The 23,969-nt window shown below is 74.7% G+C and carries 18 protein-coding genes; 8 read left to right on the forward strand and 10 right to left on the reverse strand.

Annotation, left to right across the window (positions count from 1 at the left end; all coding sequences use genetic code 11):
• Positions 1-14: 14 nt before the first annotated feature.
• The 4 genes from ABT006_RS23520 to ABT006_RS23535 form a co-directional block, all read right to left on the reverse strand.
• Positions 15-467, reverse strand: coding sequence for a nucleoside deaminase (locus ABT006_RS23520; protein WP_350709639.1), 453 nt, complete (start codon positions 465-467; stop codon positions 15-17).
• A gap of 193 nt (positions 468-660) precedes the next feature.
• Positions 661-1,188, reverse strand: coding sequence for a tRNA adenosine deaminase-associated protein (locus ABT006_RS23525; protein WP_350709600.1), 528 nt, complete (start codon positions 1,186-1,188; stop codon positions 661-663).
• A gap of 114 nt (positions 1,189-1,302) precedes the next feature.
• Positions 1,303-1,470: a hypothetical protein gene (locus tag ABT006_RS23530; RefSeq protein WP_350709602.1), complete on the reverse strand. Its 168-nt coding sequence runs from the start codon at positions 1,468-1,470 to the stop codon at positions 1,303-1,305.
• Positions 1,471-1,582: 112 nt separating this feature from the next.
• Positions 1,583-1,969 (reverse strand): hypothetical protein, encoded by a 387-nt coding sequence (locus ABT006_RS23535; protein ID WP_393268567.1) that lies wholly within the window; start codon positions 1,967-1,969, stop codon positions 1,583-1,585.
• Positions 1,970-2,030: 61 nt separating this feature from the next.
• Here ABT006_RS23535 and ABT006_RS23540 point away from each other — a divergent pair, with 61 nt between their 5' ends.
• Positions 2,031-2,783: a M23 family metallopeptidase gene (locus tag ABT006_RS23540; protein ID WP_350709604.1), complete on the forward strand. Its 753-nt coding sequence runs from the start codon at positions 2,031-2,033 to the stop codon at positions 2,781-2,783.
• Between the two features lie 54 nt (positions 2,784-2,837).
• Entirely contained in the window at positions 2,838-3,914 is a 1,077-nt protein-coding gene (locus ABT006_RS23545; RefSeq protein ID WP_350709606.1) for a PHP domain-containing protein, read from the forward strand.
• A gap of 102 nt (positions 3,915-4,016) precedes the next feature.
• On the opposite strand, the gene ABT006_RS23550 is transcribed toward ABT006_RS23545, so the two are convergent.
• Positions 4,017-4,985 (reverse strand): DMT family transporter, encoded by a 969-nt coding sequence (locus tag ABT006_RS23550; RefSeq protein WP_350709608.1) that lies wholly within the window; start codon positions 4,983-4,985, stop codon positions 4,017-4,019.
• A 235-nt stretch (positions 4,986-5,220) separates the two neighbouring features.
• Between ABT006_RS23550 and ABT006_RS23555 the strand changes: the two genes are divergently transcribed.
• Complete coding sequence (locus tag ABT006_RS23555) at positions 5,221-6,891, forward strand: DUF885 domain-containing protein (protein WP_350709610.1); 1,671 nt, start codon at positions 5,221-5,223, stop codon at positions 6,889-6,891.
• 93 nt (positions 6,892-6,984) lie between these two features.
• Here the strand turns inward: ABT006_RS23555 and pgfA are convergent, their stop codons facing one another.
• Positions 6,985-8,097, reverse strand: a complete 1,113-nt coding sequence (gene pgfA / locus ABT006_RS23560) for a cell envelope lipid trafficking protein PgfA (protein WP_350709612.1) — start codon at positions 8,095-8,097, stop codon at positions 6,985-6,987.
• 111 nt (positions 8,098-8,208) lie between these two features.
• Between pgfA and ABT006_RS23565 the strand changes: the two genes are divergently transcribed.
• Positions 8,209-9,408, forward strand: coding sequence for an acyltransferase family protein (locus tag ABT006_RS23565; protein ID WP_350709613.1), 1,200 nt, complete (start codon positions 8,209-8,211; stop codon positions 9,406-9,408).
• Here ABT006_RS23565 and ABT006_RS23570 read toward each other — a convergent pair.
• The gene (locus ABT006_RS23570; RefSeq protein ID WP_350709615.1) at positions 9,300-13,592 is read right to left on the reverse strand and encodes an alpha-(1->3)-arabinofuranosyltransferase domain-containing protein; all 4,293 of its coding nucleotides are present in this window, start codon (positions 13,590-13,592) and stop codon (positions 9,300-9,302) included. The two genes, ABT006_RS23565 and ABT006_RS23570, sit on opposite strands and share 109 nt — an antisense overlap.
• Positions 13,593-13,677: 85 nt before the next feature.
• On the opposite strand from ABT006_RS23570, the gene ABT006_RS23575 reads away from it, so the two are divergent.
• The gene (locus tag ABT006_RS23575; RefSeq protein ID WP_350709617.1) at positions 13,678-14,889 is read left to right on the forward strand and encodes a glycosyltransferase family 4 protein; all 1,212 of its coding nucleotides are present in this window, start codon (positions 13,678-13,680) and stop codon (positions 14,887-14,889) included.
• Here the strand turns inward: ABT006_RS23575 and ABT006_RS23580 are convergent.
• The gene (locus ABT006_RS23580) at positions 14,874-15,068 is read right to left on the reverse strand and encodes a hypothetical protein (RefSeq protein WP_350709619.1); all 195 of its coding nucleotides are present in this window, start codon (positions 15,066-15,068) and stop codon (positions 14,874-14,876) included. The two genes, ABT006_RS23575 and ABT006_RS23580, sit on opposite strands and share 16 nt — an antisense overlap.
• Before the next feature lie 113 nt (positions 15,069-15,181).
• Entirely contained in the window at positions 15,182-16,729 is a 1,548-nt protein-coding gene (locus ABT006_RS23585) for an MmpA family trehalose lipid delivery protein (protein ID WP_350709621.1), read from the reverse strand.
• Between the two features lie 115 nt (positions 16,730-16,844).
• Between ABT006_RS23585 and ABT006_RS23590 the strand changes: the two genes are divergently transcribed.
• Entirely contained in the window at positions 16,845-18,104 is a 1,260-nt protein-coding gene (locus ABT006_RS23590) for a polysaccharide biosynthesis protein (RefSeq protein ID WP_350709623.1), read from the forward strand.
• Positions 18,101-20,656, forward strand: coding sequence for a DUF5005 domain-containing protein (locus tag ABT006_RS23595; protein WP_350709625.1), 2,556 nt, complete (start codon positions 18,101-18,103; stop codon positions 20,654-20,656). Before ABT006_RS23590 ends, ABT006_RS23595 begins: the two co-directional genes overlap by 4 nt.
• Before the next feature lies 1 nt (position 20,657).
• Here ABT006_RS23595 and nudC read toward each other — a convergent pair whose 3' ends face one another.
• Positions 20,658-21,581, reverse strand: coding sequence for an NAD(+) diphosphatase (gene nudC / locus ABT006_RS23600; RefSeq protein ID WP_350709626.1), 924 nt, complete (start codon positions 21,579-21,581; stop codon positions 20,658-20,660).
• Between the two features lie 182 nt (positions 21,582-21,763).
• Here nudC and ABT006_RS23605 point away from each other — a divergent pair, with 182 nt between their 5' ends.
• Entirely contained in the window at positions 21,764-23,581 is a 1,818-nt protein-coding gene (locus ABT006_RS23605; RefSeq protein WP_350709627.1) for a VanW family protein, read from the forward strand.
• Positions 23,582-23,969: the final 388 nt, after the last annotated feature.

The raw sequence follows: 23,969 nt of genomic DNA on the forward strand, positions 1-23,969 counted from the left end.
AAGCGGCCCCTGCCTCAGCGGAAGAAGGCGCGCAGCAGCGCGGCGCTCTCCGACTCCAGGACGCCGCCGTAGACCTCCGGCCGGTGGTTGAGCCGGCGGTCGCGCAGCACGTCCCAGAGCGAACCGGCGGCCCCGGTCTTCGGCTCCCAGGCGCCGAACACCACAGTGGACACCCGGGCCAGCACGAGCGCGCCCGCGCACATCGTGCAGGGTTCCAGGGTGACCACCAGCGTGCAGCCGTCGAGCCGCCAGCGGCCCAGCCGCTCCGCCGCCCGGCGCAGCGCCAGCACCTCGGCGTGCGCGGTCGGGTCGCCGGTCAGCTCCCGCTCGTTGCGCCCCGTCGCCAGCTCGGCGCCGTCCGGCCCGTAGAGCACGGCGCCGACGGGGATGTCGTCGGAGCTGTCCTCGCCCGCGCCGCCGGGGGGCTCCGCCGGCCCGGTGACCGCGACCTCCAGCGCCCGGCGCATCCACAGCTCGTGCCGCTGCCGCCGGCCGGCGCCGTCCGGGTCGGCCAGCTCCTCGTGCGCGCCGGGCCCGACCCGGCCGACCGAGCCCGGGGTCGGCTGCCCCGGCCGTACGGTCTCCAGCGCCGGATCGGTGGCGTCGGCCGGCTCCCCGCCGCCGGCCCCCGACCGGCCCGGCCCGGCGACACCGGACGGGTCAGACCTCACGCAGCTCCTCGACCTCGTCGGCGCAGCCGAGCATCAGGCACACCTCGGCGGTCACGTCGGCGGGCATCATGCCCTCCTGCGCGCACAGGTTTAGCAGCTTCTGCGCGGGGATGCCCAGGTCGGCCAGGAGGTCGGCGTCGCCGACCGGGTCGGCCTCGGGGTCGACGGCGGGCTGCTGGCCCTCCTCGTCGCCGGAAGGGGCCGGGCGCGGCTCGTCGGTGTCGTCCATCCCCGTCACCGAGGTCTTGAGGTCCCCCACCAGCAACGCGCCCAGCCGGGACTCCTCCGCGTACGCCGAGTCGGAGCCGAAGACCCGCAGGTCCTCCCCCTCGTCCAGGCGCAGGATCACCAGGTACGCGTCGTCCGCCTCGACGAAGAGCAGCGACAGGTCGGCGTCCTGGTCGACGTCGCGCAGCCGGTCGGCGACGTCGTCGACGTCGGTGACGCCCCGCAGGTTCACCTCGGCCGCGGTCCAGCCGCCGCCGTCACGCACGACCGCCGCAGCGAAGTACGACACGGTCCCCCCAAAAGCCTCGGCACGCCGACCCGTTACGCGTGCACGTTAGCCGGTCGGGTCGGCAGGCGACCGGTCAACGCCCCGAAGGGCCGGTCAATCCTGAGGAAACTCTCGTCAGCCGGCGACGCGACGGCGGGTGGCGATGAGCTCCCGCAGCCGCTCGCTCCGCACCCGCTGCGGCCGCTCGCGCTGGCGGACCGCCCGGGCACCCGCCAACTCGGCGAGGAGCTGCTGGCGACGACGGCTGCGCTCGGGATCGAGCCGCGGAGTGGTCCAGGCCATACCGCCGAGAGTGCCGAGTCCGCGCGGCCACGTCAAGACAGGATTCGCTGCGCAGCCGACCCGCGACGCAGCGCAGCCGCGCCCGCCGCCCGGGCCTCCCCTCGACCGGGGACTACCAGAGCGGCCAGTCCCCGCTCGACGCCCAGCGCACCGCCACGACGGCGGCGGCGATGCTCCACCCGCCAGCGGTGACGATCGCGACGCCGGTGGCCACCCCCCGGTCGCCGGCGCGGACCAGCAGCAGCGCGGCCAGCCAGGCCAGGCCGCCGGCCGCCACCGTCCACCAGGCGTACTCGGACACGCTGCGGCCGAGCAGGCCGAACAGGAGCAGCCAGACGGTCGCCGCGCCGCCGCCCACGGCGACGCCCACGCCGGTGACCGGGTGCGGCTCACGGTAGGTGGGCCGCGACGGCGGCCCGGCGGGGAAGAGCCCCGAGGGGGCACGCGGCGCCGGGCGCAGGTCCGGGTCGGGCGGGAAGGCGTACGGTCCGGTCGTCACCCTGCGCCTCCCCTCTGCCGTGCGGCTCGTCCCACCGTACCGACTCTGTCAGGATGTCCGGATGCCCTCGCCGACGATCCGACGCCGCCGCGCGCGTCCGGCGTACCCGGTCCTGCTGTTGCTCGTGCCGGTGCTGGCCGCCGGCTGCGCGACGAGCCGGCCCGGGACGGCACCCGGCACCCCCCGCCCGAGCCTGCCGGCCACGGCCGCGCAGTCGGCGCCGTCGTCCGCCGCCCCGACCGACGGCGCCGCCCCGACCGGCCCGTCGGCGGCGCCGACCCGCGCCGGGCTGCCGCACGTCTTCCCGGTACGCGCGGCGAACGTCGCCTACCACCCGACCCACTCGGCCTACCCGGGGACGGACATCTTCGCCGACTGCGGCGAGCCCGTGGTGGCCGTGACCGACGGCGTCGTCCTGGAGGTCAGCCGGGTGGACCGGTTCGACAAGCGGGGGCCGCGAGGGCCCTACAACGGCGGGTTGTCGGTCTCGCTGCTCGGCGACGACGGGGTGCGCTACTACGGCTCGCACCTGCGCCGGGTCGCCGACGGGATCGACGCCGGCGTGCGGGTGCGGGCGGGGCGGCTGCTCGGCGAGGTCGGCCGGACGGGCAACGCGAACAACGTCTGCCACCTGCACTTCGGCATCTCTCCGCCGTGTACGGGCCGGGACGGCTGGTGGATCCGGCGGGGCGTGGTCTGGCCGGCGCCCTACCTGAACTCGTGGCGGCGCAAGGGCAACCGCGAGCCGGCCGCCGAGGTGGCCGCGTGGCACCGCCGGCACGGCTGCCCGAAGGCCCCGGCGACGACCGGCTGACCGCGCCGCAGGTCGTTCCTGCGACCGGCGGCGCGGAGGCGTATTTTCCTTGGAATGAGCGCCCGGGACCCGATCGCCGATCTCCGCCGGATCGCCTTCCTCCTGGAGCGGGCGAACGAAGCGACCTACCGGGTCCGGGCGTTCCGGTCGGCGGCCACGGCCCTCGCCGCGCTGCCGGCGCGGGAGGTGGCCGAGCGGGCCCGCACCGGCAAGCTCACCGAGCTGTCCGGGGTCGGCGACGTCACCGCCCGCTGCGTCGCCGAGTCGCTCGCCGGCGAGGAGCCGGTCTACCTGCGCCGGCTGGTCGCCACCGAGGGCACCGACCTCGACGCGGCGGCGACCGCGCTGCGCACCGCGCTGCGCGGCGACTGCCACACCCACTCCGACTGGTCCGACGGCGGCTCCCCCATCGAGGAGATGGCGCTCGCCGCGGTCGAGCTGGGCCACGAGTACGTGGTGCTGACCGACCACTCGCCCCGGCTGAAGGTGGCCCGGGGCCTGACCGCGGACCGGCTGCGCCGCCAGCTCGACCACGTGGCGAAGGTCAACGAGGCGCTGCCGGAGGGCTTCCGGATCCTGACCGGCATCGAGGTCGACATCCTCGCCGACGGTTCGCTGGACCAGGACGAGAAGCTGCTGGCCCGCCTCGACGTGGTGGTCGGCTCGGTGCACAGCGGCCTGAACGACGACCGGGCGAAGATGACCCGGCGGATGCTGGCCGCGATCGCGAACCCGCACCTGGACATCCTCGGCCACTGCACCGGGCGGATGGTGTCGTCCCGGCCCGCCGGCGTGAAGGGGCCGGGCGACCGGGCGCACCGGCCGCGTACCCGGTCGGAGAGCGACTTCGACGCGGACGCCGTCTTCGCCGCGTGCGCCGAGCGCGGGGTCGCCGTGGAGATCAACTCTCGGCCGGAGCGGCAGGATCCCCCGAAGCGGCTGATCCGCCGGGCCCTGGAGGCCGGCTGCGACTTCGCCATCAACACCGACGCGCACGCCCCGGGGCAGCTCGACTGGCAGCGGTTCGGCTGTGAGCGCGCCGCCCTCTGCGGGGTGCCCGCCGACCGGGTGGTCAACACGTGGGACGCCGACCGGCTGGTCGACTGGGCGCGCGAGCACGCCGCACGCTGAGCCGTCGCCGCGCCGGCCGCCCCGGGCCCGGGGCGCGCCCCGGGCCGAGACCGCGGCACCGCAGCGGCAGGTGGCCAGCGCGGCGACGTCGGCCGGGGCCGTTCAGCGCGGGGTGGCCGGCACGACGGCCGGCGCGGCGACGTCGGCCGCCGGCCGTCGCCGGCCGATCAGGCCCTGCGAGACGGCGACGCCGAGCAGCACGACCAGCGCGCCGACCGGCTGGTGCCAGGTGAGCCGCTCGTCGAGGGCGAGGGCGCCGATCAGCACCGCGAAGACCGGGATCAGGTAGGTCACGGTGGAGGCGGTGCTCGCCCCGGCGACCCGGATGTTGCGCATGTTGATGACGAAGGCGAGGCCGGTGCCGAGCGCGCCGAGCGCCAGCACGCTGGCGACCACCTCGACCGAGAGGCCGGTCGGCACCGGCGGCGCCCCCGCGACGAACGGCGCGACGACCGCGAGCTGGGCCGCCGCCATCAGCAACTGCGCCGCCGAGAGCGAGAGCCCGGAGTGCGTGCTGCCGGCGACGAACTTCTTCTGGTACGGGATGGCGACCCCGTAGCAGGCGGCCGCACCGAAGCACATCAGCTGCCCGACGAAGTGCGCCCCGCCCACGCCCCGCCAGACGCCGAGCACCACCAGCACGCCCACGAAGCCCAGCGCCAACCCGACCGCGCGGCGGACGGTCAGCCGCTCGGTGCGGAACACCAGCACCGCCAGCGGCAGCACGATCAGCGGGGTGGTCGCGTTCCAGATGCCCGCGAGCATCGACTCGACCCGCTGCTCGCCGTAGCCGAAGAGGGTGAACGGCACGGCGACACCGAACGCGGCGACCACGGCCAGGTGCGCCCAGACCCGGGGCTCGGTGGGCAGCCGGTCACGGAGCACGGCGAGCACCACCAGCAGCGTCACCGCGCCGGCGCCGACCCGGTAGAGGGTGAGGTGCAGCGGATGCAGCTCCTCGACGCCGACCTTGATGAACAGGAAGCTGGAGCCCCAGATCGCCGCCAGCGCGACGAACCCGGGCAGCCAGCTCCGCAGCGCCGCCCGGTCAGGGGTGATATCCGCTGTCACTCCTGACACTCTGCCGCAGCCCCACGACAATGTCCCGCGACTTTCGGACGCCGTGTCGACCACCACAGGGACCGTCCCACCGGTCGGGATCGCGCCGTCGCGACGCTGCCACCGGGTGTCTTCGCCGACGGCGGACCGGCTCGCCGCCACCGGTCCGGACCGACCGCGCGACCGCTGCCCTGAACACCGCAAACACGCTCGACAACTCGGCGGTCGCGTCGCGTAGGGTCGCAGCGTGGGACGAATCGATGACCTCGCGAACCGGTACGTGGCCGACTGGGCGCCGCTGAGCCCGACCGGCGCCACCTACGTCGGCATTGCCGGCTACGACGGCCAGCTCGACGACCTGTCACCGGACGGGTACGCCGCCCGGGCCGGGCTGATCCGACAGACCCTGGCCGACCTGGACGTGACCGAGCCGGAATCAGAGCCGGAACGGACCGCCAAGGAGGCCATGCAGGAGCGGCTCGGCCTCGACCTCGCCCGCTACGAGGCGGGCGAGACGACCAGCGAGGTGAACGTGATCGCCAGCGGCCTGCACGAGGTCCGCATGGTGTTCGACCTGATGCCCACCGAGGGCGACGACGCCAGGGCCAACATCGCCGCCCGGCTGAACGGCTTCGCGGGCGCGCTGGAGGGCTACAAGGCGACGCTGCGCGAGGCCGCCGCCGCCGGCCACGTCAGCTCCCGGGTGCAGCTGGTCGAGGTCGCCAAGCAGTGCGACATCTGGACCGACCCGGACGGCGACAACTTCTTCCACGGGCTGGTCGAGCGGCTGGGCGCCGACGGCAGCCTCGGCGCCGAGCTGCGCCGGGGCGCGGCGGCGGCGACCGCGGCGACCGCCGAGTTCGGGCAGTTCCTCCGCACCGAACTGGCCCCGCTCGGCCGGGAGAAGCAGGCCGCCGGCCGCGAGCGCTACGAGCTGGCCTCGCAGTACTTCCTGGGCGCCAAGGTCGACCTCGACGAGACGTACGCCTGGGGGTTCGAGGAGCTGGCCCGGCTGGAGGCCGAGATGCGGGCGGTGGCCGCCCGGATCGTCGGCCCCGGCGCGACCATCGACGAGGCGGTCGCGGCGCTGGACGCCGACCCGGCCCGGACGATCCAGGGCAAGGAGGCGTTCCGGGACTGGATGCAGGCGCTCGCCGACAAGGCGATCAGCGACCTGAACGGCACCCACTTCGACATCCCGGAGCAGGTCCGCCGGATCGAGTGCTGCCTCGCCCCGACCAGCGACGGCGCGATCTACTACACCGGCCCGAGCGAGGACTTCTCCCGCCCCGGTCGCATGTGGTGGGCGGTGCCGCAGGGCGTCACGGACTTCTCCACCTGGCGCGAGGTGACCACCGTCTACCACGAGGGCGTGCCGGGTCACCACCTCCAGGTCGCCCAGACCGCCGTCCGCGCCGAGCTGCTCAACCGCTGGCAGCGGCTGCTCTGCTGGGTCTCCGGGCACGGCGAGGGCTGGGCGCTCTACTCGGAGCGGCTGATGGACGATCTGGGCTACCTGGACGACCCGGGTGACAAGCTCGGCATGCTCGACGGGCAGGCGTTCCGGGCCGCCCGGGTGATCGTCGACATCGGCATGCACCTGGAGCTGGAGATCCCGAAGGACAACCCGTTCGGCTTCCACCCGGGCGAGCGCTGGACGCCGGAGCTGGGCTGGGAGTTCATGCGGGCGCACTGCCGGGTGCCGGACGAGAACCTGCGCTTCGAGCTGAACCGCTACCTCGGCTGGCCGGGGCAGGCCCCCTCGTACAAGGTGGGCGAGCGGATCTGGCTCCAGGCCCGCGACGAGGCGAAGGCCCGCAAGGGCGCCGACTTCGACCTGAAGGAGTTCCACCGCCAGGCGCTCGACCTGGGCTCGCTCGGGCTCGACCCGCTGCGCAGGGCGCTCGCCCGCCTCTGAGGTGGTGTGCGGGGCCGGAGGGACACCGGCCCCGCACCGCGATGTCGGAGGACCGTCGTCCACCTGCCACGGTGGGCGACGCCCGACGACCTGCTACCGGCCCCCGGCCTCGCCGTCGCCGCCCCGCACGGGCGCCCCGGACGTGACCTCCTGCTGCTCTCCCGACGCGGCGGCGTCGCTGTCGTCGGCACGGTGCCGCGCGGCGGCGGTGGCCCGCCGGCCCGAGAGCACCAGCCAGAGGCCGACGAGCAGCGCCAGCGCACCGATGACCGCCAGCCCGAGCGGGATGGTCCGACCGATCAACTGCAGCTTGTCACGGTTGCTCCCGGCGGACTCCACGCTGTTGGCGATGGTCTGGTCGGTGTAGACGAAGTCGGCGTCCAGCAGCGTGGTGGCCGTGCCCTGGTCCGGCACCAGCGTCTTCTTCTGCTGCTCCCGCACCTTGACGAAGTTGCCGCTGACCGGCTCGACCCAAATGGTGCGGGTGTTGCTGTACATCACCTTGCCGCTGGTCGCGCCCGGCGCGAACGCCCCGAGCAGGCCGCTGACCCGGTCGGCCGGCAGGCCCAGGTCGGTCTCCTCGATGACCTGCTGGAACCGGTACGCCTCGATGCCGTCGACCTTCTCGGTGCCGTCGAACCGGATCGGCAGCGCCTTGCGCACGTCACGGTCGAAGTACTCGTAGTCCTTGCGCTCGGTGTGGAACGGGAACTTGTAGACCTGCCCGCCGAAGGTGACCTCGCTCGGCCCCTCTGGCCCGTCGGCCTGGAGGAACTGCTTGTCCCACTCGACCGCGGCAGCGGTCCTCCGGTCCAGCGCCAGCTCCGCGGAGTACTGGCTGATCACCTCACCGGTCTGGGTCCACTTGACCGTGCCGTACGCGCCCCAGACGACCGCCTCGCCCTCCAGGTCCCCGGTCATCTCCGCCTCGGTGACGCCGGCCTGCGGCGCCACCTCGGTGGTGGCCTCCAGCGTGCCGGTCTGGACCGTCGGCGGGGCGTCCTTCTTCAGCTGCAGGAACTTCGCGTTCTCCGCCACCGCTACGCTCGGCTTCAGGCAGCCCTCGGGCTTGCCCTCCGCGTTGCAGAGCGTGAGGTCGTACGGCAGTTTCGTCACCGTAGGTGCCACGAAGAACGCCGCTCCCGCGGCGAGCACGAGACACAAGACGCCTATCCCGAACAGCACGGCGCCTAGGCGAGCCTTCACTGATCCTCCCAACAAAGACAGTCAGCCGGTGTCCGGCGAGGGGGTCCTGTCCCTAAACTTGGCCGCAGGTTACTCCCGGGTTACATATTCACGCGACCCTCTGGACGGTTGATGTCTGCCCCAACCACCGATCAGGGCCTACACCGGCTGCCCGCGCTCGACGCCGTACGGGTGATCGGCGCGCTGGCCGTCGTCGGGCACCACGTCGGGTTCGCCACGGGCGCGAACACCAACGACTCGGGGCTGGGCAGCTGGCTGTCCCGGCTCGACGTGGGCGTCGCCGTCTTCTTCGTACTCTCCGGGTTCCTGCTCTTCCGCCCGTACGCGCACACGCTGGCGACCCGGCAGCGACCCCCGTCCGCCCGGCGCTACCTGTGGCGACGCGCGACCCGGATCCTGCCCGCGTACTGGGTGACCGTGGTGGTCTGCCTGCTGGTGCTGCCGCAGAACCGGCCGGCGTCCGCCGGCGACTGGTGGCGGCACCTGGCGCTGGTCCAGATCTACGAGCCCCGGCAGTTGCGGCACGGCCTCAGCCAGACGTGGAGCCTCGCCACCGAGGCGGCCTTCTACCTGCTGCTCCCGCTGCTGGCCGCGCTCCTGCTCGGCCGGCGTTGGCGTCCCGGCCGGGCGACCGCCGTCATCGTCGTGGCGGGGCTGGCGGTCACCGCCGGCTGGGTGGCCCTGATGGGGCTCGGCCTGCTCGACCTGGGCCTGCACACCATGTGGCTCCCGTCCTACGCCGGCTGGTTCGGTGCCGGCATGGCGCTGGCCACCGTCCACGTGTCGCTGCGCACCGGGACCGGGCACCGGTGGCGGTGGCTGGACGACCTCGGCGCGGCGCCGCTGGCGTGCTGGTCGGTCGCGCTGGCCGCGCTGGCCGTCGCCACCACGCCGATCGTCGGGCCCAGGGACCTGGCCGAACCCACCGCCGCCCAGTTCGGGCTGAAGATGGCGTTGTACGCCGTGGTGGCGGTGATGCTGGTGCTGCCGGTGGCGTTCGGGCCGGACACCCGGACCAAGGCCGTCCTCGGCGGCGTCGTCGGCCGGTGGCTCGGTCGGGTCTCCTACGGGCTGTTCCTCTGGCACCCCTTCGTGCTGGAGGGGGTCTACGTCCTCACCGACCGGCCGAACTTCACCGGCGACACGGGCCAGATCTTCCTGCTCACCGTCGCCGGCGGGCTGGTCCTCGCCGCGCTCAGCTACTACGTCGTCGAGCGCCCCTTCCAACGCTGGAACGGGCCGTGGCCGCGCCGCGGCGGGAGCACGACCGAGAACCAGAGCACCGTCACGGCCGCGACCGCCGCCAGCTGAGGCGCCGCGGCGGTGTGCCCGCCGCGGGTCACCGCGTACCAGCCGGCCAGCGCGAAGCAGCCCACCGGCAGCCAGCGTCCGGCCACCCGGTACAGCCGGTGCAGCCGGCGCCGGTCCGGCGGGTGCAGCTGCGGCTCCAGCACGTGACCGGCCAGCACACCGGCCGCCGCCAGCATCGCGACCGCGACCGCCGCCAGGCCACCGAACAGCAGCAGCGCCGCCCCACCGAAGACCAGGGCGAGCAGTCGGTGCCGGCGGCGGCGCACCGGAGCCGCCAGCGGTGGCGGGACACGCCGGCTCGGCAACGCGGCGGCCACCCCGACCCCGCCCAACAGGATCGCGCCGACGCCCAGCGCCGCGACGTAGCCGTCGTCCGGGGCGAACCGGAGCAGCACCTCGCCGGAGAAGCCGGCCGGCACCAGCCAGCCCTGCTGCCAGCCGTCCACCACGAACGGGGTGAGCCGCCTGCCGCCCGCGGTGGCCTCCCACCCCGCGTTGGCGTTCTCCCGCAGGGCCAGCACCCGCTGGCCCGGATACGCATCCAGGTGCAGCGACCGCCGGGTGGCCGCCCAGCCGTCCACCCGGACCGGGGTCTGGGTGGCCTCCGGAGCGCCCGCCGTGCCGGCCGCTCCGCCGTCGGTGGGCCCCGGGACGACGGCGTCGGGGGTGAGGACGAGCCGGGTCGGCGTTGCCAGGCGGCTCGCCGCCGCCACCACCCGCACCTCCCCGCCGGCCAGCGGCAGCGGGTCCTCCGCACGGGCCCCGCAGAGCACCGCGTCCACCTCGCGCAGTTCCACCAACTCCCGCCGGCTGGCCACCAGCGCCGTCCGGCGCCGGTGGGTCCCGACCTCGACGGTGGGCCCGGTGCCGCAGGGAAGCGTGACCTGCTCCTCCGGGTCGTTGCGCAGCACCGGGCCCTCGGGCAGCACGATCAGCTCGCCCACGCCGACGGGCAGGCTCCGCGACAACCGCCGGTACGGATCGAAGGTGTTGGCCGGCACGACGTCGGAGATCAGCACGGTGATCTGGTCGGTCTTCAGTGGCCGGTCGAAGACCAGGCTGCCGCCCTCGTCGAAGACGCCGCCGCGCATGCCGCCGTCCCCGATCACGGTCGCCTGCCACGGGCGGGCGGCCGCTGCCGTGGGTGGCAGGGTCACCTTCAGCCCGGCGATCTGGCGTGCCTTGGGCCAGGTCAGGCGCAGCCACGGTTGCCGGTCCGACGCGGCGGCGTACCACGTCGTCGCCGGGTCGCCGTCGACGACCGCGCCCGGCCGGGCCGCGGGGTGGGGAACGCCGATGCTGGAGGCGGCGACCGACGGGCTGATGCCGCGCGCGGCGGCCGCCTCGCCACCGCCGTCGAGCAACGCGTTCAGGTCGCTCCCCGCCCGGGGACGTACCCGCAGCGCCACGTCGTAGTCGGCGGCGATCGGCAGGCTCAGCGTCCGGTCGATCCGGTCGCCGTCCTCGGACTCCCGGGCGAGCCCGCCGTCGCAGATCGGCCGGCCCTCGTCGAAGACGCAGGGCGAGGCGCCGGCGGCGGCCGTGAGCACCACGGCGGCCGGGGCGGCGCTGGCCGGCGGCGCGGGCACGGCCAGGGTCCGCTCGACCCGCAGGCCGGGGATGGACAGCTCGGCGATGCCGACGCCGCCGAAGCCGGCCCGGATGTCGAAGACCTGGTCGACGGAGACCCGGACCCGGCGGGTCGGGTGGCCGGCGGGCACCGTGACCTGCACGCTCTGGCCCGGGTTCTCCACCACCGCCTGCTGGTTGCCCGCGGCGACGGTGATCCGGGTGGGCAGGGAGTCGGCGCCGGTGTCGAAGGTGATCCGCACGTCGCGGACCACCTGCGGCTCGGTCAACTCCACCTCCAGCCACTGCTCGGTGGCCAGGGTGCCCGGCGCCGAGCGCCAGGAGGTGGCGAGGCTGCCGTCGAGCGCCGCGTACGGCTGGTGCGCGGGACGGCCGCCGACCAACGGCTGGGCGTCCGACCAGGAGCTCGACGCGGTCACCGAATCGATCCCGAGGTAGCGCACGGTGGTCGCCTGGTCCTCGCCCCAAGGCGGCAGGTAGTCCCGGGCGGGCGCGCCGAGCCGCGACTCGTCGGCGGGCGTCATGGTCGCCGAGGCGTTGTCGTGGGGTTGGCCGAACGCGACCTCACGCCGACGCAACCCGTCGGTGAGCAACACCCGGCTGCCGACCAGCCCCGCCGGCCGGTCCCCCGCCAGCACCGTCGGGGCGTCCGAGAGCCGGCCGGCCGCCGCGATCTGGAGCAGCGACTCCGGCCCGCCCACCACCGTGGTGAGCCCCTCCGTGTCGTACGCGACGACCGGGCTGACCGGCTTCTCGACCTTGTACACCTCCAGGGCCCGGACCCTCACGTCCAGCCCGTGGTCGACGAAGTTGCCGGGCAACTGGCCGCCGCCGACCTCCGGCCCGAAGGCGCGCACCGCACGGATGCCGGGCGAGCGTTGCAGCGCCTGCCGGACCACCACCGGCTGGGTGGCCCCGGAGCGCCCGTAGTCGAGATCGGAGCGGAGCAGCAGGTACCGCACGCCCGAGCGGGCGAGCAGGTCGGCCAGCCCGGCGGAGCCCTCGCCGTTGGCCAGCGCGGCCTCGACGGTGTCGAGCAGGCGGATCGTGCCCGGCGGGGTGAGCGGCACGGAGCTGCGCACCGCCCAACTGCTCTCCAGCAGGGGCTGGGTGACCTCGTCGCTCGGGCTGCCCCAGAGGTAGCGGGGGAAACGGGCGGCGGGCACCACCAGCACCCGGTCCGTGCCGAGGTTGCGGTCCAACCAGGATGTCGCCTGGTGCCAGTAGCCGGGCACCTCGCGGAAGCTGCCCTGGGCGGGCAGCCCGGCGGCCAGCGCTGGCGCGGCCACCCCGGCTACCGCGACGAGGGCGGTGCCGGTGACCAGGTTGGCGCGCAGCCGCACCGGCTGGAGCAGGCGGGGCAGGCCCGGGTTCAGGTCGGGCCGGTCGGCCGCCCGGGCCGCCCGCGCCACCAGCCCGAGCAGGTGGGCCAGGCCGAGAATGAGCGGCAGCCGGAGCACCACGTCGAACTTGTGCACGTTGCGCAGCGGAGCGCCGGCCGCGTCGAGGAAGTCCCGCTGCGTCTGCGCGCCCAGCCCGTCGACCGCGCCGACGTGACCGAGCCCGACCAGGGCCAGCCCGACCAGCAGGCCGGTGACCAGGAGACGCCGGTGCGGCATGCCCCGCCGGGCCAGGCCGACCAGGCCGAGTCCGGCGACCACCAGGGTCGCGACGACCAGCGGTTGCTCGGTGGCCAGCCGCCAGCCGGCAGACCAGGGCGGCCCGTACGCGCCGTTGAGGTACGCGTGCCAGTGCGAGGCGCCGCGCAGCACGGTGGTCGTGTCGGTGGGTGCGGTGGTGACCGGCGCCGTCTCGATGTAGTCGAGGAACGGCGGGCTGTACCGGCCCAACAGGAGAAGGGGCACCAGCCACCAGGCGGTCGCCGCGCCCACCGCTAGGCCCCAGGCGACCAACGCCCTGATCCGCAGCCGAAACGGGTGCAGGCCGACCAGCAGGAGGCCGGCCAGCGGCACGACGGCAAGTACCGCCGTCGCGTTGACGCCCCCGGCACACGCCACCACCAGCGCGGACCGGGTGACCGCGCGGCGCACCGACCCGCCCCGGGCCAGCCCCACCAGGGGCACCAGCACCCAGGGGGCGAGGGCGCTCGGCCACGCCTCCACCGATATCGGGCCAAGCTCGGTGACCAACCGGGGGGAGAGCGCGAAGGCCACCCCGGCGACCAGCCGGGCCCCCGGCGTGCCGATGTGCAGCCGCTCGGCCAGCCGGACCACGCCGGTGCAGGCCACCGTCATGAGCAGCGCCCACCAGAGCCGCTGCACCACCCAGGCCGGGATGGCGAGCAGCTTGCCGAGGAGGAAGAACGGGCCCATCGGCCAGAGGTAGCCGTACGCCTGATTCTGGAGCTGGCCGAAGGTCCCGTCCGGGTCCCAGACGTGCAGGGCGCGACTCAACCATCCGGCCGGATCGACCGCCAGGTCCACCTTGGTGTCGATGACGATCATGCCCGGATCCTGGAGGAACGCCAGGGCCGACAAACCGAGACAGACCGCGACCAAGCGAAGACGCCACACCCTCCTCGATGTGTCGTCCGGCCGATCGGTCAGCTCCGGACGGGCCGGCGCCTGCTGCATGTCGCCTCCGGTGGGGCATTGCGGGGGGCGTGACGAAGCCCATAGTGTGACGCGACGCGAAGACTACTCGGCAGTAGGAGTAAGTGTGGAAGCACCGCCTGCCGCCAACCGGCACGTACTTTTCCTCAACTGGCGTGACACCCGGAACCCGGAGGGCGGCGGCTCGGAGGTGTACGTCGAGCGGATCGCCGGGGAACTCGTACGCCGGGGCCACCGCGCCACGCTGCTCTGCGCCACACACTCCGCCGGTCCCCCCGAGGAGGTCACCGCCGACGGGGTGCGGGTGCTGCGTCGCGGCGGCCGGCACACCGTCTATCTGCGTGCCGCGTTGGTCTACCTGGCCGGAGCGCTGGGCCTCGGCCCGCTGGCCCGGCGCCGGGGTGGCCGACCGGACGTGATCGTGGACGTGGGCAACGGCCTGCCCTTCCTCTCCGCCCTGTACGCCCTCTGCCCGGTGATCGCGCTGGTGCACCACGTGCACCGGGAGCAGTGGCCCGTGGTGCTGGGCCGCTGGCTGGCCCGCTTCGGCTGGTGGGTGGAGTCCTGGCTGGCCCCGCGCGTCTACCGCCGGTGCCGGTACGTGACGGTCTCCGAGGCCACCCGCCGGGAGCTGGCCACCCTCGGCATCGAACTCGCCCGCATCGCCGTCGTGCACAACGGCACGCCGGACATGCCCGTCGGGCCGGTGCCGCGCACCCCGCACCCGTCCCTGGTGGTGCTCGGCCGGCTGGTGCCGCACAAGCAGGTCGAACTGGCCCTGCACGCGGTCGCCGGGCTCGCCGACGAGCTGCCCGGCCTCACCCTCGTGGTCGCCGGCCAGGGCTGGTGGGAGCCGCACCTGCGCCGGCTCGCCGGCGAGCTGGGCATCACCGACCGAGTCCGGTTCACCGGCTTCGTCAGCGACGCGGAGAAGGGGGAACTGCTGGCCAGCGCGTGGGTCGCGCTCACTCCCTCGCTGAAGGAGGGCTGGGGGCTGACCATCGTGGAGGCCGGGGCGGTGGGCACCCCGACGATCGCGTTCCGCGGCGCCGGCGGGGTCGAGGAAGCACTCGTCGACGGCGAGACCGGCCTGCTCGCGGCGGACGTCGACGACTTCGTCGCCAAGGTGCGGGTGCTGCTCACCGACGACGCCCTGCGTACCGCGATGGGCGCGGCGGCGCGGGCGCACGCGGCCCGCTTCACCTGGCCGGTCTCGGGCGAAAAATTCGCGGCCCTCGTGGCGAGGGCCGCGAACGTTCGGGCGGTGGTGCCGGCGGAGCAGATGGAGCCGGTGGAGCCGTCCTACCTCGCGCCGTAGACCAGCGGCTTGTTGGCGCCGCCGCTGCCGCCGTCCGAGCTGGTCCGCGCGGACTGCTCGGCCTTGGCGGCCTCGGACGACGAGGTGCCGGTGAGGGTGGTGGCCAGCGCCACCGACCCGAAGACGCCGAGAGCGACCGCGATCACTCCGGCGAGAACCAACGAGAGAGCACTGCGCATGGTGCTGACTTCCTCCTCGTGAGCTGCGTGCGCGGGACGTTACCACCAAGTAGCGACGGTGGGGAGGGCCGCGAGGACGATCGATACGGGCCGGTGGGCGCGCTCGCGGCCGGTCAGCCGCCCGCCATCGGGTTCTCGTACAGGGTCAGGTCCGTGCCGGCGTACACCTCGCGGAGCCCGACCAGCGTCGCCGGGTCCACCCGGTGGCCGCCGACCACCCGTTGCACCACCACCCAGCGCACCCCGGTGGCCGTCACCGGAGCACCGGTGGCGAGCACCCGCCGCACCTGCGCCGCCCGCGGATTCTCCCCGCTCACCTCGCTCGGGCCGACCCAGAGCGTGTCGTCGACGAGGACGTCGGCGTCGACGTAGCGGGGCAGCGGGTCGAGCGCCGTCCGACCACCGTTCCACGGGTACGCCCGGTAGGCCCCGAACGGCAGCGAGAGCACCTCGCCCGGCCGGCCGTCGAGGCGGGCGGCGACGGCGTTCCAGTCCGCCGGATAGGCCACCGGTCGCAATCGGCCGGCCACACCGAACGCCAGGTCCGGCAGCACCACCACGGGCAGGACCAGCGCCCCGGCGAGCAACGCGCCCGCGCCCACCCGACCGGCCCGGCCCGCCGCCCCGGCCAGCCGCTCCACGCCGAGCGCGAACCCGACGGCGACCAGCAGGGCGTACGGAACGAGGAACTTCTGCCCGTCGCGCAGCACCCCGGCCCCGGGCACCGTGGCCACCGACCACTCCAGCAGCCCGCTCAAGCCGGGCAGCACACCCAGCGCGGCGAGCAGGAAACCGCCGGCCGCCAGCCCGGCGAGCCGGTGCGCGAGCCCGCCCGACCACCGGCGGCTCAACGCCCGGTAGCCGAGGACCGCCACAGCCAGCACGACGGCGGTGGCCACCGGCGCCAGCGGGGACGAGCGACTCACCGGCGTCGTCTGCGCGTTCCAGATCCCGCCGGTGCCGGCCAGCGCGCCGAACGCGCCGCTCCAGTTCTCCGCCCGCGCCGCGAACGCCGCCACCCCGTCGGGGTCGGTCCGGGCATCCGCCCGGGTCAGGGCAGCCGCCACCAACCAGGGCGCGTTCAGCAGCAGCACGAGTCCCACCGCGGCCGCCCCGACCCGACCCCCGGCCCGCCTCGGCACCAGCACGACGGTGCTGGCCAGGGCGATGAGGCCGCCGGTCGGGGTCACCGCCGCAGGCACGGCGGCCAGCACCAGCAGCGGCAGCGCCCGCCGCCCACCGGCCCGCAACCGGATCACCGCCGACACCAGCCAGGGCAGCGACGCGTACGCCAGCAGCAGACCCCAGTGCCCGATCAGCAGCCGTTCCGCCAGGTATGGCGTCCACGCGTACCCGACGGCGGCCACCAGCCGGGTGACCGGGTGCCGCGCCGGCACCAGCAGCCCGGCGCCGACGGTGGCGAGCAGCAGCACCGCGACCAGCACCAGCCGCTGCACCAGCCAACCGGGCACCACCTGACTGGCCAGCGACACCAGGGCGTCCAACGGCACCGCCCGGGGCAGCGAGTCGGACGGGACGACGAGTTCCGCGCGCCACGGCTGGTGCGGCACGAAGACCATGTCGTAACTGAGCACGTAACCGGGCGCCGCCAGCGGAGCCAGCACCAGCAGGGTGACGGCCAACCCGAGCCCGGCGAGCATCGACCTCTCCCGCAGGGTTGACCTCCTCACTACGCTGACCGGGCGTGGCACCGGCGTGGCGCCACTGTACGCGCGCCCGCCGCACAGCCGGGGGTGCCGGCGACCCGGGGCGGTGATGGGAACGGATTCGGACAGGCGCGGCCGGGCGACGGGTCTCGGCGCCGCAGGGGTGGCGGTGACGCTGGCCGGCGTCTTCGTCAACGGGCTGGCCTACGTGGTGCCCGTCCTCGGCGCCCGACACCTCGACCCGGCGGAGCTGAGCGCGCTGGCCACCCTCCTCGCGCTGGGCGCCATAGGCGGTGTGGCCAGCACCGGGCTGCAGATCGCGGTCGCCGTGCACCGGGCCCGCCACGGCCACGCCGCCACCACCCGACCGACCGTGCTCACGCTCGTCGTCACCGCCACGCTCCTCGCCGTGACACTGCCGGTGGCCGCCGTGCAGCTCCGGCTGGCCGCCCCGGCGGTGCTGCTGCTCGGCGTGCTCACCGTGGCGGTCGTCGCGGCCGGCCGCTGGCTCGGCGAGTTGCAGGGCGACCAGCGCTTCCTGCGGCTCGCCGGCGGCATGGCGCTGCTCGGCGCCGGCCGCTACGGGGGCATGGTGGCGGGGCTCTCGCTCGGCGGCGGGCTCACCGGGTCGCTGCTGGCCGGGGCGGTCACCGCGGTCCTGGTACTCGCCCTGCTGGTACGCCTCAACCGGGGCTCCGGCATCGACCCGACGGCACCCTCGCTCGCCACCCGGACCGTGCTCACCGCCAGCGGCGCCACGCTGGCGATGCTGGTCGTCTCGTACGTGGACCTGCTGCTCGCCCGCCGCTTCCTGCCGCCGGACGTCTCCGGCACCTACGCCGTCGGCACCGTGCTGACCAAGGGCGCCCTCTGGGCGCCGCAGGTGGTGACCGTGATCGCGCTGCCCCGCCTGGCGAAGGGTGACCGCCGTGCCCTGGTCACCGCGCTGGCCCTGGTCGCCGGCGCCGGGGCGGTGCTGGTGCTGGGCTCGGCGCTGGCCGGCGGGCTCGCCTTCCGCCTGGCCGGTGGCCCGGCGTACGCCGGGTCCGGGCGCTACGCCCCGCTCTTCGCCGCCACCGGCGCCCTGTACGCGGTGGTCTTCATCCTGGTGAACGCCCGGGTCGCGGCATCGGCCCGGTGGCCCGCCGCTCCACTGTGGCTGTCGACGGTGGCGTACGTGGCGGCGGTCGCGACCGTCGTGCCACGGACCATCGCCGGGATCGCCGGGGCGGCCCTGGTGACGGCGGCGGTCACCGCCGTGGCGACCGGGCTGCTGACAATGGCTCACGAACGCGGCGACAGGTCGAAACCCACCCGGACGGCTACTACCCACCCACCGGGAGCACATGTCACAGTACGGGACGGATGACCAGTAGACGGGGGTTTCTGGTGAGCGTCCGCACGACCACGACCGGATCCCGCCGACGCGAAGACCGGCCGCACACCCGCTGGCTGCTCGTGCTGTACGCCGCCGCGCTGGTGGTCACCCTGACCGCCGGCGTTCCGGACCCTGCACGGGCCGAGGGCGGCATGTCGGCCGAGCGGCTCACCGCCCTCTTCGACCGCTACGGCGACACCTCGGGCAGGTGGAACGGCGCCGACCGGACAGCCTCCGTCCGACTCCCCGACGGCCGGCTGCTCTGGCTCTTCTCCGACACCTTCCTCGGCCCGGTCGATCCGGACGGCTCCCGGCCCGACACCGCGTCGTTCATCAACAACTCGGTGGTCGTGCAGCAGGGCGACGAGCTGCGCGAGACCGTGCACGGCGGCACCGCCGAGGAGCCCGCCTCGCTGGTGCCACCACCGGCTGCCGACCAGTTCTACTGGGTCGGCGACGCCCAGGTCGTCGGCCAGAGCCTTCAGATGCTGGTCAACCGCTACCGCCGGACCGGCGCCGGCCCGCTGGACCACGTCCTGCTGGGCACGTCGCTGGCCACCTTCGCGTTACCCGGCCTGGCTCCCACCACCGTCCGGCCGCTGCCGCTGGGGCAGCGGATCTCCTGGGGCTCCGCGCTGCTCCGCGACGGCGGGCACACGTGGATCTACGGGACCGAGGCGAGCGGCGAGACCAAGTTCGCGCACGTGGCCCGGGTCGCCGGGGACGACCTCACCGGCCCGTGGGAGTTCTGGACGGGCAGCGGCTGGGCGCCCGAGGTGGACCGGTCCGCCCGCGTCCTCAGCGGCGTCGGCACGTCGTACGGCGTGCAGCGGGTCGGGGACCGGTACGTGCTCGTGACCCACGAGAACAACCTCGTCTTCAGCGGCGGCCTGGTGGCCTACTCCGCCGCCGGGCCGACGGGGCCGTTCGACGGGCCGGACTACCTGCACAGCGCTGCGGAGACCGACGCCGGGCACCTCGTCTACGACGCCGACCTGCACCCCGACCTGGCCCGTCCGGGAAAGCTGCTGATCTCGTACAACGTCAACAACGTCGACGACGCGGTGACGTACGCCGACGCCGGCGTCTACCGGCCGCGTTTCGTCGAGGTCGACTGGCCCCGCCCCCGGCCCGACCGGGCCGACGTGCCGCCAGCCCCGGCCGCGCTCACCGCCGACGCCCGGGGCGCGGGCAACGCCGAGCTGCGCTGGCACCCCGTCAGGGCCGACGACGAGCCGCGTTACCTGGTCCACCGCCGAGACGTGACCGCCGGCCAGACCCATTTCGTCCGCATCGGCGAGCCGACCGCCGAGGCCCGCTTCTCCGCCGACTTCCTCGTCAACGGGCACGAGTACGAGTTCCGGGTGACCACGCTCGGGCGCCGGGGCGAAGGCCCGCCGTCGCCGGTGGCGCGGATGACCGCCACCGTGCCGCCACCTCCGCCGCCCGGCGGGCTGCGGGCGACGGCCGGGCGGACCGGGGACGTCGCGGTGCGCTGGGACCCGCTGCCGTTCGTCCAACTGTTCCGGCTGTACCAGCGCGACGTCACATCGGGTCAGCGGGCACCGGCCCTGGTCGGCACGTTCACCGGCACCAGCGCGACCGTCGACTCGCTGTGGCACGCGCGGACGTACGAATTCACCGTCGTCGCGGTCGGCGGCGGCGGGGACAGCCAACCCTCCGCGCCGGTCCGGGCCACCGCGTTCGTCACCCCGCCGGCCGCGCCGGCCCGGCCGACCGCCAGCCCCCAGCCGGACGGCGACATCCGGCTCAACTGGGCCGGCCTCGGACCGGGCGTCTCCTACCGCGTCTACCGACGGGACGTGACGGCGGGCGAGACCCGCCTCGGCTCGCCGTCGCTGGACACCAGGGCGAACCACCTCGCCCGGCATCTCCGACACGACCACGAGTACGAGTTCGCCGTCAGCGCCGTTAACAGCGGCGGCGAGGGGCCCCTCTCCCCGCCGGTCCGGGCCCGGGCGCGGTTCACCGCGCCGGAGGTGGTGCCGGCCGGCCTGCGGGTGACGAAGATCGGGCCGGGTCAGGTGGAGCTGGCCTGGCGCTCGACCAACCCCGGCGGATGGCACCGCGTCTACCGGCGGGACCTCACCGCCGGGGAGCGGGACTTCACCGAGGAGAAGGTGGCCGTGCAGGGCACCGAGGCCACGATCCACCAGCTGCGCAACGGCCACGAGTACGAGTTCGCGGTCGCCGCCGCCAACCAGGCCGGTCCGGGTCGGCTGAGCAGGCCGGTCCGGGCCACGCCACGGCTGCCCACGCCGGGCGGTCTGGCGGTGACGGCGAGCGGCAACGGTGAGGCGCGGCTGAGCTGGCGTCAGGCCGGCCCTGGCCTCGCCTACCGCGTCCAGCTCCGGGATGTCACGTCCGGCACGAGCTGGCGGACGGATCCGTACCCCGTGGCCGGAACCGACTTCACCGCCGTACTGCTGACCCGGGGCCACCGCTACGAGTTCCGGGTCGCTGCCACCGACGGCGTCGACACGGGCCCGCCGTCCGCGCCCGTCGCCGTGCTCGTGGAGTGAGTCAGGCTCCGGCGGCGAGCCAGGACTGGAGCAGGTGGTGGTCGATCGAGTCGACCCGGCCGAGCGGCCGCCCGGCGGCCACCCGCTCGCGCAGCTCGTCCCGGGTGAACCAGCGCGCCTCCAGCAGTTCCTCGCCGTCCACCCGCACCTCCTCGGACGCGGCGGTGGCCCGGAAGCCCACCATCAGTCCCGCCGGGAACGGCCACGCCTGCGACCCCACGTACGTCAGGTCGGTCACCGTCACCCCGGCCTCCTCGGCCATCTCCCGCCGGACCGCGTCCTCCAGGCTCTCGCCCACCTCCACGAAACCGGCGAGCGTCGAGTACGCCCCCTCCCGCGCGCCCGCGTGCCGGGCCAGCAGGCAGCGGTCCGGGGCGCCGGGCGCCTCGACCAGCACGATGACCGCCGGTTCGATCCGGGGAAAGAGGAGCCGGCCGCAGTCCGCTCCGGTGCAGGACCGGACGTGTCCCCCGCCCCGGGCCACGGTCGACGCCCCGCAGGCGCCGCAGAAGCGCTGCTGCCGGTGCCAGTGCAGCAGCCCCCGCGCGTACGCCTGGACGGCCGCCTCGGCCGGACCGAGCCGGCCGACCAACGCCCGGACGTCCACGGCGGCGCCCGCCCCGGCCGCCTCGACGGCGGCGGCCTCGGACAGGCCGGAAAGGTCCACCGCGAAGACGGCCGACCTGTCGTCGCCCATGCCCAGGAAGGCGGTCTCGTCGGCGACGGCGAGCACCCCGGCCGCCAGGTCCCCGGTCAACCGCACCGGCACGTCATCCGCGACCAGGCAGCGGTCCCGCCAGAACGGCAGGACGACGCTGCCCGGGTCGGCCATCAGCGCCGCGATCCGCTCCGGGTCGGCGCGCAACTCCCCCGCCCGGTCCAGCCAACCGCCGCCGTACGCCAGGACCGCCTCGTCCGCTCGCATGCCCCTACCGTGCCATGGCCGCCGCCGCGCCCCGCGCCCGGGCTGACCCCGCCGACCCGCCGCGCGACACGCGTTGCCGCAACGGGAGGGGCGCAGACTGCCGCCGCGCCGGGCCGCCGGTTACCGTAGGTGTCTTCCGGGCGGGGCGAGCGCTCCCCCCTTTGTGGTATGCCCCGATCGAGGTGACCGTGACGCTGTACGGCGAGAAGAGCCCACCCGCCGACGACCGGCCCACCGTGCAGGTCACCGCGGTGACCTGGCCGGGTGACGAGCCGGCACCCGTCGTGCCCGCCGGCCGGCCGGGCGGGGCGTCCCGGTCCCGCCGGGTCCGCCTGCTGCTCGCCGCCGGTGTCGCCACGGCGGTGCTGGCCTCCGTGGCGGGAGTGGGCGCCTACGCGTACGCCGGTGACGTGCCCCGCGGGACGACGGTGCTCGGGGCGGAGCTCGGCGGCCGGAGCCGCGCGGAAGCCGCCCGGGAACTGCGGGCGGCGCTGGACCGCCGCGCCGCCGAACTCGCGGCCCCCCTGTCGGTACGCGTCGGCGAGCGGACCGCCGAGATCGTCCCGGCCGAGGTCGGCCTGGCGGTCGACGTCGACGCCACCGTGGCGGCGGCGGCCGAGGCGGACGCGCACGCGGTCGACCGGCTCGTCGGGTCCCGCGCGGTGCAGCCGGTGGTGACCGTGGACGTCGCCCGGCTCGACACCGCCCTGAAGAAGGTGGTCGGCGACCAGGGCCGGAAGATGACGATGCCGGCGATCACCTGGAAGGGCACCACGCCGAAGGCGGTGCACCCGAAGCCGAGCCTCGCGCTGGATCCGGAGCGCTCCGCGCAGGTGGTGCGGGAGGGCTGGCTGAGCCGCCAGCCGGTGACCGTGCCGCTGGTCGAGACGCACCCGGTGACCACCGCCGAGGAGGTGGACCGGCTGGTCGCCGAGCTGGCGGAGCCGGCCGTCGCCGCGCCCGTCACGCTCACCACCGACAAGGGCTCCGTGCAGATCCCGCCGAAGGCGATCGCGAGGAGCCTCCGGTTCACCGCCGACAAGGCCGGCAAACTGACCCCGCAGGTCGACGTGAAGCGGCTGCGCGCCGCGCTCGGCGACGACCTGGCGACGATCGAGATTCCGCCGAAGGACGCCCGGATGACCATCTCCGGGGGCAAGCCGAAGGTCGTCGACGGCAAGCCGGGGAAGCAGCTCGACAGCGCCGCCCTCGGCCGCGACCTGCTGGCCGTCCTGCCGAAGGCGGAGGACCGGAAGGTCACCGGCGAGCTGAAGCCGGCCGAGCCGGAGCTGACCGCGGAGAAGCTGGCCGGGCTCGGCATCAAGGAGCGGGTGTCCACGTTCACCACCCGGTTCACCGGTGGGCTCTCCTCGCCGCGCAGCCAGAACATCATCACGATCGCCAAGGACGTGGACGGCACGGTCGTCCTGCCCGGCGAGACGTTCTCGCTCAACGGGCACACCGGCGAGCGCGGCTACGCCCAGGGCTACCGGGACGCCCCGGTCATCCTGAACGGCAAGCTGGTGCCGGGCGTGGGCGGCGGCACCTCGCAGTTCACCACCACGCTGTTCAACGCGACCTACTACGCGGGCCTGGAGGACGTCGAGCACAAGCCGCACTCGTACTGGTTCAGCCGGTACCCGGCGGTCATCGAGTCGACCATCTTCTGGCCGGACCTGGACTTCAAGTTCCGCAACAACACCGAGTACGGCGTCCTGATCGACACCTCGTACACGTCCAGTTCCATCACGGTGTCCATCTGGAGCACCAAGATCTGGGACAGCGTGAAGACGGAGTACAGCCCGCGGCGCAACATCACCCAGCCGAAGACCGTCTACCTGGAGCCGGGCCCCACCTGCATCCCCGCCAGCGGCAGCCAGGGCTTCACCCAGGACGCCTTCCGGGTCATCAAGAAGGACGGGAAGGTCGTGAAGCGGGAGAAGTTCACCTGGCGCTACGACGCCGAGCCGCGCTTCATCTGCGCCCCCGAACCGTCCTGACGTCCGTCCCACTCCCGCACGTCGCTGCCCCGCCGGCCCCGCCGGCGGGGCAGCTCCTTTCCGGCGTACGCACACCCGCGCGGGCTCTTCTCTCACCAGGCGGCAGATCTCGGCCGGCTGCGTGACTCCTTCGCCCTGATCGGTTGGGCGTGGTGTGGGGCTGCCTCAGTGCTGTTGGTGTGCTGCCCAGGTGGGCTGGGGTGGGTGCTGCCTGGGCGTTTGTTGCGGGTGTCGAGTGGGGCCCTCTGCCTGAGTTCGTTCCCGTTGGTGTGGCGCCTCCGTGGTGGGGTGGGTGCTGCCTGAGCGTTTCTTGCGGTGTCGGGTGGGTGGGGTGGGGCCTGCCGTGCCCGGCTCCGGGGGGGCAGGCAGGATAACCAACAACGGCCCC

This window comes from Micromonospora sp. NPDC002717 (assembly GCF_040295705.1).
Taxonomy (GTDB): Bacteria; Actinomycetota; Actinomycetes; order Mycobacteriales; family Micromonosporaceae; genus Micromonospora.

What these genes read in the sequence shown, in the direction of transcription:
- ABT006_RS23520 (WP_350709639.1), bottom strand. Translation starts at nt 467, where the DNA reads ATGCGCCGGGCGCTGGAGGTCGCGGTCACCGGGCCGGCGGAGCCCCCC.
- ABT006_RS23530 (WP_350709602.1), bottom strand. Translation starts at nt 1,470, where the DNA reads ATGGCCTGGACCACTCCGCGGCTCGATCCCGAGCGCAGCCGTCGTCGC.
- ABT006_RS23540 (WP_350709604.1), top strand. Translation starts at nt 2,031, where the DNA reads ATGCCCTCGCCGACGATCCGACGCCGCCGCGCGCGTCCGGCGTACCCG.
- ABT006_RS23545 (WP_350709606.1), top strand. Translation starts at nt 2,838, where the DNA reads ATGAGCGCCCGGGACCCGATCGCCGATCTCCGCCGGATCGCCTTCCTC.
- ABT006_RS23565 (WP_350709613.1), top strand. Translation starts at nt 8,209, where the DNA reads ATGTCTGCCCCAACCACCGATCAGGGCCTACACCGGCTGCCCGCGCTC.
- ABT006_RS23570 (WP_350709615.1), bottom strand. Translation starts at nt 13,592, where the DNA reads ATGCAGCAGGCGCCGGCCCGTCCGGAGCTGACCGATCGGCCGGACGAC.
- ABT006_RS23580 (WP_350709619.1), bottom strand. Translation starts at nt 15,068, where the DNA reads ATGCGCAGTGCTCTCTCGTTGGTTCTCGCCGGAGTGATCGCGGTCGCT.
- ABT006_RS23585 (WP_350709621.1), bottom strand. Translation starts at nt 16,729, where the DNA reads ATGCTCGCCGGGCTCGGGTTGGCCGTCACCCTGCTGGTGCTGGCTCCG.
- ABT006_RS23590 (WP_350709623.1), top strand. Translation starts at nt 16,845, where the DNA reads ATGGGAACGGATTCGGACAGGCGCGGCCGGGCGACGGGTCTCGGCGCC.
- ABT006_RS23595 (WP_350709625.1), top strand. Translation starts at nt 18,101, where the DNA reads ATGACCAGTAGACGGGGGTTTCTGGTGAGCGTCCGCACGACCACGACC.
- nudC (WP_350709626.1), bottom strand. Translation starts at nt 21,581, where the DNA reads ATGCGAGCGGACGAGGCGGTCCTGGCGTACGGCGGCGGTTGGCTGGAC.